Source organism: Burkholderia sp. Tr-862, from assembly GCF_011753085.1.
Classification (GTDB): Bacteria; Pseudomonadota; Gammaproteobacteria; order Burkholderiales; family Burkholderiaceae; genus Burkholderia; species Burkholderia ambifaria.
The window spans coordinates 64917-76809 of sequence record NZ_VWWG01000001.1 but is presented as its reverse complement, the minus strand read 5'-3'; the positions used below and the strand labels follow the sequence as shown (position 1 = coordinate 76809).

The 11893-nt window shown below is 66.5% G+C and carries 8 protein-coding genes; 6 read left to right on the top strand and 2 right to left on the bottom strand.

The window, feature by feature from the left end; genetic code table 11:
- Positions 1-56 precede the first annotated feature (56 nt).
- The 4 genes from F3J14_RS00325 to F3J14_RS00310 all read left to right on the top strand — a co-directional run bounded on the left by F3J14_RS00325 (position 57) and on the right by F3J14_RS00310 (position 6830).
- Positions 57-2393, top strand: a complete 2337-nt coding sequence (locus F3J14_RS00325) for a dockerin (RefSeq protein ID WP_166721258.1) — start codon at positions 57-59, stop codon at positions 2391-2393.
- A 554-nt stretch (positions 2394-2947) separates the two neighbouring features.
- Positions 2948-4138, top strand: coding sequence for a M20 aminoacylase family protein (locus tag F3J14_RS00320; RefSeq protein ID WP_166721257.1), 1191 nt, complete (start codon positions 2948-2950; stop codon positions 4136-4138).
- A 56-nt stretch (positions 4139-4194) separates the two neighbouring features.
- Positions 4195-5526: an MFS transporter gene (locus F3J14_RS00315; RefSeq protein WP_166721256.1), complete on the top strand. Its 1332-nt coding sequence runs from the start codon at positions 4195-4197 to the stop codon at positions 5524-5526.
- Between the two features lie 188 nt (positions 5527-5714).
- Complete coding sequence (locus F3J14_RS00310; RefSeq protein WP_166721255.1) at positions 5715-6830, top strand: succinylglutamate desuccinylase/aspartoacylase family protein; 1116 nt, start codon at positions 5715-5717, stop codon at positions 6828-6830.
- A gap of 281 nt (positions 6831-7111) precedes the next feature.
- Here F3J14_RS00310 and F3J14_RS00305 read toward each other — a convergent pair whose 3' ends face one another.
- The gene (locus tag F3J14_RS00305) at positions 7112-7900 is read right to left on the bottom strand and encodes an IclR family transcriptional regulator (RefSeq protein WP_166721254.1); all 789 of its coding nucleotides are present in this window, start codon (positions 7898-7900) and stop codon (positions 7112-7114) included.
- 226 nt (positions 7901-8126) lie between these two features.
- On the opposite strand from F3J14_RS00305, the gene pcaF reads away from it, so the two are divergent.
- Positions 8127-9329 carry a 3-oxoadipyl-CoA thiolase gene (gene pcaF, locus F3J14_RS00300; protein ID WP_041491539.1) on the top strand — a complete coding sequence of 401 codons (1203 nt, stop codon included), beginning with the start codon at positions 8127-8129 and terminating at the stop codon, positions 9327-9329.
- Positions 9330-9436: 107 nt separating this feature from the next.
- On the opposite strand, the gene F3J14_RS00295 is transcribed toward pcaF, so the two are convergent.
- Positions 9437-9964 (bottom strand): DUF523 domain-containing protein, encoded by a 528-nt coding sequence (locus F3J14_RS00295; RefSeq protein WP_166721253.1) that lies wholly within the window; start codon positions 9962-9964, stop codon positions 9437-9439.
- A 380-nt stretch (positions 9965-10344) separates the two neighbouring features.
- On the opposite strand from F3J14_RS00295, the gene F3J14_RS00290 reads away from it, so the two are divergent.
- Complete coding sequence (locus F3J14_RS00290; protein WP_166721252.1) at positions 10345-11889, top strand: PAS domain-containing methyl-accepting chemotaxis protein; 1545 nt, start codon at positions 10345-10347, stop codon at positions 11887-11889.
- Positions 11890-11893 lie beyond the last annotated feature (4 nt).

The following is an 11893-nucleotide window of genomic DNA, read 5'->3' as shown; positions in this document are numbered from 1 at the left end:
CGCGGGGCTCGATGGCGGGCCCTGCGATGGACTCTCTTCCTTTAAGGATTTCTTCGATGACCGCGTTTTCTCAACGATGGATTGCCGCTGCGGCGATGGCGTGTGCGTTATGGGGCTGTGGCGGCGGATCCGATAGCGCGACAGGCGTGACCAATGCGGGTGCCAATGTAGCCGCTAATCGTAGTCAGATCGGCGGAAATGGCAGCGGCAGCAACCTGCCGGCGGCCAGCTGGACCAGTGTCAAGTGGGGCGGGGGCGGCTATGTCACCGGCCTCATCTACCATCCAGCCAACGCGAGCCTGCTGTACGCACGCACCGACGTTGGCGGCGCGTACCGCTGGAACGCGACCAACTCGACGTGGACGCCTATCACCGACGGCATCGGTTTCGGTGCAGGCGAGGGCGATTTCCACGGCGTCGAAAGCCTCGCGCTCGACCCGAACAACGATCAGCTCGTCTACATGATGACCGGCATTACCGTGACGCAGGGTCACAACGGCCGCATCTACATCTCGAGCGACCGTGGCAACACCTGGACGCACTACGACCTGCCGTTCCCGGTGGGCGGCAACGACAACGGCCGCGCCACGGGCGAGCGCCTGCAGGTTGACCCGAACAATCCGTCGACGCTGTTCTACGGATCGCGCACGGCCGGCCTGTGGAAGAGTGCCGATTCGGGCCGGACCTGGACGCAGGTCACGGGTCTGTCCTCCACCACGATCAGCGGTGGCAGTTCCCCGATCGGCGTCGAACAGGTGATCTTCGATACGTCGGGCAAGGGTAGTGGCCAGCCGACCTGGATCATGTGGGCCACCGTCGCCCCGGATTACGCCAACGCGGCGGGCCTGACGTCGACCCTGTACAAGTCCACCAACGGCGGCTTCTCGTGGACGCCGGTGCCCGTCCCGCCGACGGTGTCCGGCTACTACATCCCGCACGTCGTGCGTACGTCCGACGGCAACTTCTACGTGGTGTTCAACGCGGGCGTCGGCCAGGGCATCGGCGGACCGAGCTATCTCTACAAGTTCGGCGGAAGTAACAACAGCAACTGGACGCTGCTCAACAGCTCCAACAGCAACGGCTTTGGCGGCCTGTCCGTCTCCGGTCTGGGCTCGTCCGCCCGCATCGCACTGGGCATGACCGGCTGGAGCGACACCAGCAAGACCATCCAGCTATCCGACGACGGCGGCAGTACGTGGCGCGAAATCGAGGCCGGCATGCCGCATACCGGCACTGCCTCGGGTGGCTGCGCCGGCTGGGTCGAGGGCGTCACCATCGACCCAGCCAATCGCGATCACGTCATGCACGTCCACGGCGGCGGCATCTGCGAAACCATGAACGCCTCGTCGCCCACGCCAACCTGGAGCCCCAAGGTCGACAACCTCGAGGAAACCGTGACGCTGGCGCTCGTCACGGCGCCGCCCGGCGCGTCGTACAACTTCATCAACAGCGCCGGTGACATCGGCACATGGGTCAATACGGACCTCTCGACGAGGCCGACGAAAGGCCCGTTGAACACGTGGAGCAGCGGCAATTCGGCCGATATGTCGTGGTCCGATCCGACGTACATCGCCGCCGCGGGCGTCGACAACGCCAACGGCCATGCCACCAAGGGCTTCTGGTCGGGCGACAGCGGCAATACCTGGGCGACGTTCGCGTCGCTGCCCAACGGCGCCGCGGCAAGCCAGAGCAACGTGGGCAACCTGGTCGTCCCGTCCCGCAACAACGTGACGTGGGCACCGCCGGACTCGGTGCCGTCGTATACGACAAACAATGGCGCCAGCTGGACGGCGACCAACCTGCCGGCGTTCAGTGCCACATGGAACGGCTTCCCGCGTGCCTACCGCCTGGCCGCGGACCGCAAGAACCCGAACAAGGTCTATGCCTACGACTCCGGCGGCGCACCGTGGAGCTGGCAGCGCGGCAAGATCTACGTCTCGAACGACGGCGGCCACACGTTCGCGCTGAGCCAGGGCTCCGTGAACGCGAACCTGGCCTGGAATTCGTGGCGGGATACGTCGATGGCGGTCAATCCGAACGCCGAGGGTGACCTCTGGTTGGCCGACGGCACGGCCGTGTACCACTCGGTGGACTCGGGGGCAACCTGGACGAAGCTCAGCGTCTTTGCGTCGACCAACGACACACCGGGCGCCACCGTGATCGCCTTGGGCAGGGCACCGACCGGTTCGTCGTACTCGGCCGCGGTCTACGTGGAAGGCACATTGAACGGCGTGTGGGGCATTTACCATTCCGACGACGGTGGTGCAACGTGGGCGCGCTTCAACGATGACACGCACCAATTCGGCGACTCCGGTGTGATGGCCGGCGACTGGAACACGTATGGCAGGATTTACGTCAACGGCGCCGCTCGCGGTCTGATCTATAGCAATTGAGGTTGATCGACCGTAAGGGGTCCATTCTCGACGTCTACGTCACGGCGCTCTGACCGAGGAGCATAGGTGTCCACCGATTGGGGAGGTGGGCACCTATGGCCGACAAAGACTCTGAGTTGATCTTTTACCACTACGGTACGATCGCCTGCTCAAACTCTGGTTTCGTACAACGCGCGATAGGAGTTGCCGGCGCTGCTCGGGAGTTGACACCGGTCTTCGCAAGGCTATGGTCAGTGCCAGCTTTAATTCGCGACGTGTACCTTCTGAGTTGCCGCGACGAGCGACGTCGTTCAACACGGGGCGGTTCGAATGATTCGAACCGCCGCACATGGATTTCGCCATACGAACGCATGACCGGATCTGGCGCTATCTGCAAGCGGGCAGCCCAGCGATTCTCCCAGCGCCCGTATCCACATCTAATCGAAGGCTACAAGTAGCGCCCCCCCGTACTAACCCTGATTAAAAAATCTTATCGCGGTGAAAAATTCCGCATCTTATTGAGCCGATATCGGCTCGATATAGTGGCTCGCTTTCCCATCAGCAGGAGCCGCTTGATGACCACCGACGTCCGATTCACCGAAATCGAGGATCTGATGCCCGCCGCCGGCGGGCTGCGCGAGATCCGCCATCACATTCACCACCACCCGGAACTCGCGTACGAGGAGCACGAGACGGCCGCGCTCGTCGCGGACAAGCTCGAGCAATGGGGCTGGCAGGTGACGCGCGGGGTCGGGCAGACGGGGGTGGTCGGCACGCTGCGGGTCGGCGACGGCACGCGCAGCATCGGCATCCGCGCGGACATGGATGCGCTGCCGATCCTCGAGGCAACCGGCCTGCCGTATGCGAGCGGCACGCACGGCAAGATGCACGCGTGCGGCCACGACGGCCACACGACGATGCTGCTCGGCGCCGCGCAGCACCTCGCGAAGACGCGCAACTTCTCCGGCACCGTGCACCTGTATTTCCAGCCGGCCGAAGAGCACGGCGTCGACAGCGGCGCGAAGAAGATGATCGACGACGGCCTGTTCGAGCGCTTTCCGTGCGATGCGGTGTTCGGCATGCACAATCATCCGGGCGCGGCGCCCGGCGTGTTCCTCACGCGGCGCGGCCCGTTCATGTCGGCCGGCGACAAGGCGATCATCTCGATCGAGGGCGTCGGCGGCCACGCGGCGCGGCCGCACCTGACGGTCGACCCGGTGGTCGTCGCGGCGAGCATCGTGATGGCGCTGCAGACGATCGTCGCGCGCAACGTCGACCCATCGCAGCCGGCGGTCGTCACGGTCGGCTCGATGCACGCGGGCACCGCGAACAACGTGATCCCGAACGGCGCCCGCCTCGAACTCAGCGTGCGTTCGTTCAGCCCCGAAGTGCGCGCGCTGCTGAAGCGCCGCATCGTCGAGCTCGCCGAATCGCAGGCCGCGAGCTACGGCGCGATTGCGCACGTCGAGTACATCGAAGGCTATCCGGTCGTCGTCAATACGGATGCCGAAACGGATTTCGCCGCGCAGGTCGCGCGCGAGCTGGTCGGCGACGCGCACGTCGTCGACCAGGCCGACCTGCTGATGGGCAGCGAGGATTTCGCGTTCATGCTGCAGCAGCGGCCCGGCTCGTTCGTGCGGCTCGGCAACGGCGAAGGGGAAGACGGCTGTATGGTGCACAACCCGAAGTACGACTTCAACGATCGCAATCTGCCGATCGGCGCGGCGTTCTGGACGCGCCTCGTGGAGCGTTACCTCGGGCAGTAATCCCGGCGGCGGCGCGTGGCCGGCGCTTCCGGCCGCATTGAGAGGAGAGACGAACGATGCAGAAAGACCATCTCGCGCTGCACCCCGCGTCGACGGGCGCCGCCGCAACCGATACGCGCGACGCACCGGCCGTCACGAAGCGCGGCGCGATCGCGGCGGCCGTGATCGGCAACTGGCTGGAATTCTTCGATTTCACCGTGTACGGCTTTTTCGCAGTACTGATCGGCAAGCTGTTCTTCCCGTCGAGCGACCCGACCACGTCGCTGCTGCTGTCGGTCGCGACGTTTGCCGCCGGCTTCTTCACGCGGCCGCTCGGCAGCGTCGTGCTCGGCGTCTATGCGGACCGCAAGGGCCGCAAGGCCGCGCTGAACCTGACGATCATGCTGATGGCGCTCGGCACCGGCCTGATCGCGATCGCGCCGACCTACGCACAGGCCGGCGTGGCCGCGCCGCTGCTGGTCGTCTGCGCGCGGCTGATGCAGGGCTTCTCGCAGGGCGGCGAGTTCGGCGCGGCGACATCCACGCTGATCGAGCAGGGCGGCACGTCGCACCGTGCGTTCCGCGCGAGCTGGCAGCTCGCGACGCAGGGCGGCGCTGCGCTGATGGGTTCGGGTTTCGCGGCGCTGCTGTCGAACACGCTGACGAAGGATGCGCTCGAGGGCTGGGGCTGGCGCCTGCCGTTCTTCGTGGGCGTGCTGATCGCCCCAGTCGGTATGTACCTGCGCCGCCGGCTCGCGGACGATGCGCCCGGCGACAGCCACCACGGAATCGAACGCGGCGTGCTGCGCGAGCTGTTCTCGCAGCACACGCGCACGGTGCTGCTGTTGATGCTGACGGTGATGGGCGGCACGGTGTCGACCTACATCCTGACCTTCTACATGCCGACCTACGCGATCCATACGCTCGGGCTGCCGATGAAGCTGTCGATGTTCGTCGGCGTCGCGTCGGGCTGCGTGATGCTGGTGACGTGTCCGCTGTTCGGCTGGCTGTCGGACCGTCTCGGCAGCCGGCGCATGCCGATCTTCGTGGGGCGCGGTGTGCTCGTCCTGCTGCTGTTCCCGGCGTTCTGGCTGATGAATCATCATCCGACGCTGTCCGTGATCCTGCCGCTGACCGCGCTGATGCTGCTGTTCTATTCGCTCGGGTCGGCATCCGAAATGGCGCTGATGTGCGAATCGCTGCCGCGCCATGTGCGCGCGACGGGGATCTCGATCGCGTATGCACTCGCGGTGACGATTTTCGGCGGCACCGCGCAGCTGATCGCGACCTGGCTCGTGAAGACGACCGGCAGCAAGCTCGCGCCGGCCGGCTACGTGGCCGCATGCGTGGTGCTGTCGCTGATCGCGGTGGCGATGCTGCGCGAGACCGCGCGCGAGTCGATGGACTGACGTGCCGCGCCGCGGGCGGCGATCCGCGCCAGCCGGAGGGCGAGGGTTTCGCGTTCGCCGATGCGGTCGCGCCGAGGCTGAAGGATGGCACGTGCGACCGGCTCGGGAAGATGTACTTCGATTTCAACCCGTACGGTGACTGATCCGCGCGCGCCGTTTTTCCCCGCATTTTTCGTTCGAGACCCTCGATGCAGATTCGCAACACGCCGCTCCTGTCGCCGTCGATCGGCACGCAGCGCACGCTGACGAGCTTTCATTTCGGGCCGGCCGACGCGGGCCGCAAGATCTACCTGCAGGCCGCGCTGCACGCGGACGAAACGCCCGCGATGCTCGCCGCGGTCGTGCTCAAGCAGCGTCTCGCGCAGCTCGACGCCGACAGCCGGCTCGCGGCCGAGATCGTGCTGGTGCCGGTCGCGAACCCGGTCGGGCTCAATCACCATGTGCTCGGGCAATTCATCGGCCGGTTCGATCTCGCGAGCGGGCGCAACTTCAATCGTGGCTTCCTGCCGCTTGCGGACATCGCCGCACGCGCGCGCGACCGGCTCGGCGCGGATCCCGAACGCAATCGCGCGATCGTGCGCGAATGCGTCGGCGCGGCGCTCGACGCGGTCGCACCACGGACCGAATTCGACGCGTTGCAGCTGGCGCTGCTGAAGCTATCGCATGACGCCGATGTCGTGATCGACCTGCATTGCTCGCTCGAAGCCGTGATGCACGTGTACACGAGCGACACCGCGTGGCCGCAGGTCGAGCCGCTCGCGCGCTATCTCGGCGCGGCGGCATCGCTGCTGGCCGAGGATTCGGGCGGCCACGCGTTCGACGATGCGCATCACCTGCTGTGGTCGCAGTTGCGGCAGCACCTGCCGGAGCGCACGCCGATGGCGGCGGGCACTGTGGCCGTGACCGTCGAATGCCGCGGCCAGCGCGATGTGACGTATGAATACGCGGCGCGCGACGCCGACGCGCTCGTCGACTATCTGGTGTGGTGCGGCGCCGTGCGCGGCGAGCGCACGCCGCTGCCGCCGCTCGCCGCGCCGGCCACGCCGCTCGCGGGCAGTGAGCAGTTCTACGCGCCGGTGAGCGGGATTCTTGTGCACCGCGCGGCGATCGGCGCGACGATTCGCGCGGGCGATCCGCTGTTCGACATCGTCGATCCGCTGACCGACGCGATCACGACGGTATCGAGCAGCACCGACGGCGTGTTCTACATGCGGCGCGCGATCCGCTTCGTGACGGCCGGCGCGCCGCTCGGCCGCGTGACGGGGGCGGTGCCGGTGCGCAAGGGGATGTTGCTTGGCGCGTGAGTGGCCGGGCGGCACGGTGACCGAGAGGCGCCGTGCAATTTCGTTCTCGTCAAATTGACCCGGCTTTGCCGCGTCACTAAATTGGTGGTGCGGAGTTCGCTCCGCCCTCCGTGAGAAGGATGTTGCAATAGAGTCAGAGAGTTGAGCGGGCGGCGCATGCCGCCCGTCTTTTTATGCGCGCGACTTGTCGTATCGCCGACACGACAATCGAGGCAGCCCACCGCGGCGCTCCGGCTGCGGGGGAAACGTTCCGCGCGAGCCTGCCGGTTCGCTAGGCCCGCTCACCCGCGCCGTGCCACCAGCTCCGATACCGTCTGCGCGGCCTGCTGCAGCGGCCCGAGAAACTCTTTCACCATCTGCTTCGCGGTATGCCGCTGCGCGTTGCCGCTGATGTTCATCGCGGCGATCACCTGCCCGCGCCGGTTGCGGATCGGCGCGGAAATCGACATCAGGCCCACTTCCAGTTCCTGGTCGACCACGGCCCAGCCTTGCTGGCGCGCCTGCGCGATCGTCGCCTTCAACTCGCCGATGTCGGTGATCGTGCGGGGCGTGTGCGCACGGATGTTGCTCTGCGCGAGCGTTTCGTCGAGCGTCGCTTCGTCGAGCGCGGACAGCAGCACGCGGCCCATCGACGTGCAGTACGCGGGCAGGCGGCTGCCGATCGACAGGTTGATCGTCATGATCTTGCGGGTCGGCACGCGCAGCACGTAGACGATCTCGGTGCGGTCGAGCACGGCGGCCGAGCAGCTTTCGTGGATCTGCGCGGACAATTGCTCCATCACCGGATCGGCGAGATTCCAGAACGGCATCGACGTGAGATACGCGAAGCCGAGCTCGAGGATCTTCGGCGTGAGCCGGAACAGCCGGCCGTCGGCCTCGACATAGCCGAGCGTCTGCAGCGTCAGCAGGATCCGGCGCGCGCCCGCGCGGGTGAGCCCGGTGGCCGAGGCGACCTCGGTGAGCGTCTGCTCCGGGCGCTGGGCGTCGAACGCGCGGATCACCGCGAGGCCGCGCGCGAACGACTGCACATAGGAGTCGCCGGGTTTCGTCTGGATGTCTTCGGTTGTCATGAACGGTCGGATTGTCGTGCAGCCGAGAAGATAGCGCATGGGGCCTGACACGCCAACCGCCTCGCTGACCGGCGCTTGACAGGTCGTCCCCGCACTCCCTATGATGCGTTAAACGTTCGATACACGATCTTATGTTCGTATATAGAACATTTAAGCGCATCCCGGCGGGCAATGCAAGGGGCGCGTTTCATTCATTTCCCAGCTTTGCATGAGACCGGAGACACTGATGACCGAAGCTTTTCTGTGTGATGCGATCCGTACCCCGATCGGCCGCTACGGCGGCGCGCTGTCCGGCGTGCGCGCCGACGACCTCGGCGCGGTGCCGCTCAAGGCGCTCGTCGAGCGCAACCGCGATGTCGACTGGACGGCGATCGACGACGTGATCTACGGCTGCGCGAACCAGGCCGGCGAGGACAACCGCAACGTCGCGCGCATGTCCGCGCTGCTCGCGGGCCTGCCGGAGGGCGTGCCGGGTTCGACGATCAACCGCCTGTGCGGTTCCGGGATGGACGCGGTCGGCGTGGCCGCGCGCGCGATCAAGTCGGGCGAGGCCGCGCTGATGGTGGCCGGCGGTGTCGAAAGCATGACGCGCGCGCCGTTCGTGATGGGCAAGGCCGCCAGCGCGTTCGCGCGCCAGGCCGACATCTACGACACGACGATCGGCTGGCGTTTCGTCAATCCGCTGATGAAACAGCTGCATGGCGTGGATTCGATGCCGGAGACGGGCGAGAACGTCGCGGTCGACTACAACATCAGCCGCGCCGATCAGGATCTGTTCGCGCTGCGTAGCCAGCAGAAGGCCGCGCGTGCGCAACAGGACGGCACGCTCGCCGAGGAAATCGTGTCGGTCACGATTCCGCAGAAGAAGGGCGATCCGGTCGTCTTTTCGCGTGACGAGCATCCGCGTGAAACGTCGCTCGAAGCGCTCGCGAAGCTGAAGGGCGTCGTGCGTCCGGACGGCTCCGTGACGGCCGGCAACGCGTCGGGCGTGAACGACGGCGCCGCTGCGCTGCTGCTCGCGAACGAGGCTACCGCGAAGCGCTTCGGCCTGACGCCGCGCGCCCGCGTGCTCGGCATCGCGACGGCCGGCGTCGCGCCGCGCGTGATGGGCATCGGCCCCGCGCCGGCCACGCAGAAGCTGCTCGCGCGGCTCGGGATGACGATCGACCAGTTCGACGTGATCGAGCTGAACGAAGCGTTCGCATCGCAGGGTCTTGCGGTGCTGCGTATGCTCGGCGTCGCCGACGATGATCCTCGCGTGAACCCCAACGGCGGCGCGATCGCGCTCGGCCATCCGCTCGGCGCGTCGGGCGCGCGTCTGGTCACGACCGCGATGTATCAGCTGCATCGCACCAACGGCCGCTTCGCGCTGTGCACGATGTGCATCGGCGTCGGCCAGGGCATCGCGATCGCGATCGAACGTGTGTGATCGCGTGATGCGGTGAAGCGGTGAAGCGCGCGCGGCATGTGCGCCGCTTCACCGTATTCTCTTTTCGGATGATGTGGCCGCGCGCGATCTTCGTGCCGGCCACATCGTCATTCAGCGGGCGATTGTCGCGCGAGGCGCGCGGCGAGCGCGTCGATCTCGGTGTCCGCGAATACCTCGACGCCATGCTGGCGCAGCAGCGCCGCCGTCACGCCGGCGCCGGCATGCCGCCGGCCCGCAAAACTCCCGTCGTAAATGAAACGGCTTCCGCACGACGGACTACCGTCCGCCAGGATCGCGAAGCGGCAATCGTGCGCGCGTGCCAGCGCGAGCGCGGTCTGCGCACCGTCGACGAATTGCGCCGTCACGTCGGTACCGTGCACGTCGACGATGCGCGCGGCACCCGCCAGAACGCGTGGCCCCGATTCGCCGTTCGCGATTTCGGCGGGTGGACGCGGCACGCTCATTCCTCCTGCGAGTTCCGGACACACGGGCACCAGACGCCCTTCACGCTGCCACCGTGCGAGCGTTTCGTGCGCGGCGGTCTTCGCCGAGCCGTTGTAACGGACGGGATGACCGAGCACGCACATGCTGACGAGGATCTTCGGCATGGCCGGCGGCCGCGGCGCGTTCTGCAAAGTCGTTCTCCGTGTGGGCGGGGTTGAGCGAATGGAAATACGTTCGAATGCCGGTTGAATGAAGCCGATCAGGCTGAATCGTTTTGCCGCGTGCAACGGCTGCCCGGATTGGTGCGTCGCTTGACGTTATCGCGTAACGCAGTCGGACTGCATCCGCCAAGCGCCGGACGCGATTATCGCGAGATTTCGCGGGATTATTTGATCGAAATCATCCTGAAGCCCGAATTCGATATTTTACGCGCGTCCGGATTAAGGTTTTTCCGGAAATTGCCGACAGTTAGATCGAGACCGTCGTGAAGCGATAAACCGTTTTTCGGCTACTGAGCGTGATTTTCGCGCCGCGCGGGTCCTGCGTCCGGATCCGCTTTTCGGAGCCCTGCATGCGCAACAACCAGCCTGTCACCCAACAAGAATTCGAATTTCCCGACGACGTCACGCTGATGTCGACCACCGATGCCGACAGCATCATCACGTACGCGAACACGACGTTCGCGCACGTGAGCGGCTTCTCGACCGACGAACTCGTCGGCCAGCCGCACAACGTCGTGCGGCACCCGGACATGCCGAAGGAGGCGTTCGCCGACATGTGGGCGACGCTGAAGAACGGTGAACCGTGGACGGCACTCGTGAAGAACCGCCGCAAGAACGGCGACCATTACTGGGTGCGCGCGAACGCGGTGCCCGTGATGCGCAACGGCGCGCCGCATGGCTATATGTCGGTGCGCACCAGGGCGCCGCGCGACGAGATCGCGGCGGCCGACGCGCTGTATCGCGCATTCCGCGAAGGCAAGGCGGGCCAGCGCCGCTTCCACAAGGGCTTGATCGTCCGGACCGGGCTGATGCGCATCGCGTCGCTGCCGCAGACGATGTCGGTGCGCGCCCGCGTTCATGCGGCGCTGTGCGTGCTGGCGCCGGCCGTCGTCGGCGCGGGCTGGGCCTGCGGGCTGACCGGTGGCGGGCTCGCGGCGTTTGCGGCGGCGACGGCCGGCATGTCGGTGGCGGCCGGGCTGTGGCTCGATGCGCAGATCGTGCGTCCGCTGAAGCAACTGCACGACCAGGCGCTGAACGTCGCGACCGGCGAAAGCCGGCGCGGCGTGCGGATGAACCGGGTCGACGAGATCGGCATGACGCTGCGCACGATCAACCAGCTCGGGCTGATGTTCCGCTGGCTCGTCGACGACGTCAGCGAGCAGGTGCACAACGTGCAGCGCGCGAGCAACGAGATCGCGCAAGGCAACAACGACCTGAGCGCGCGCACCGAACAGGCTGCGTCGAGCGTGCAGGAGACGGCCGCATCGATGGCCGAGATGACGGCCACCGTCGACAGCAATGCGGAGACCGCGCTGCAGGCAAACCGCTTTGCGGTGTCCGCGAGCGATGCGGCCGAGCGAGGCGGGCAGGCGGTGAGCGAAGTCGTCACGACGATGCGCGACATCACCGACAGCTCGCGCAAGATTGCCGACATCATCGGCGTGATCGACGGGATCGCGTTCCAGACCAACATTCTCGCGCTGAACGCGGCAGTCGAAGCGGCACGCGCGGGCGAACAGGGGCGCGGTTTCGCGGTGGTTGCCGGCGAGGTGAGGGCGCTCGCGCAGCGCAGCGCGAACGCGGCGAAGGAAATCAAGACGTTGATCGGCGCGAGCGTCGACCGGGTCGAGTCGGGTGCCCGGCGGGTCGACGATGCGGGCAGGACGATGGAGGATATCGTCACGCAGGTGAAGCGCGTGTCGGACCTGATCGCGGAAATCAGTTCGTCGACGGCCGAGCAAAGCACCGGCGTCGCGCAGGTCGATCAGGCGGTCGTGCATCTGGACAACATCACGCAGCAGAACGCGGCGCTGGTCGAGCAGAGCGCGGCGGCGTCGGAAAGCCTCAAGCAGCAGGCGACGCGGCTGGTGGATGCGGTGAACGTGTTTCGTTGAAAGC

Excerpts from the sequence above, each read along its gene's own strand:
- F3J14_RS00315 (WP_166721256.1), top strand. The coding sequence starts at position 4,195 with ATGCAGAAAGACCATCTCGCGCTGCACCCCGCGTCGACGGGCGCCGCC.
- F3J14_RS00325 (WP_166721258.1), top strand. The coding sequence starts at position 57 with ATGACCGCGTTTTCTCAACGATGGATTGCCGCTGCGGCGATGGCGTGT.
- F3J14_RS00290 (WP_166721252.1), top strand. The coding sequence starts at position 10,345 with ATGCGCAACAACCAGCCTGTCACCCAACAAGAATTCGAATTTCCCGAC.
- F3J14_RS00305 (WP_166721254.1), bottom strand. The coding sequence starts at position 7,900 with ATGACAACCGAAGACATCCAGACGAAACCCGGCGACTCCTATGTGCAG.
- pcaF (WP_041491539.1), top strand. The coding sequence starts at position 8,127 with ATGACCGAAGCTTTTCTGTGTGATGCGATCCGTACCCCGATCGGCCGC.
- F3J14_RS00320 (WP_166721257.1), top strand. The coding sequence starts at position 2,948 with ATGACCACCGACGTCCGATTCACCGAAATCGAGGATCTGATGCCCGCC.
- F3J14_RS00310 (WP_166721255.1), top strand. The coding sequence starts at position 5,715 with ATGCAGATTCGCAACACGCCGCTCCTGTCGCCGTCGATCGGCACGCAG.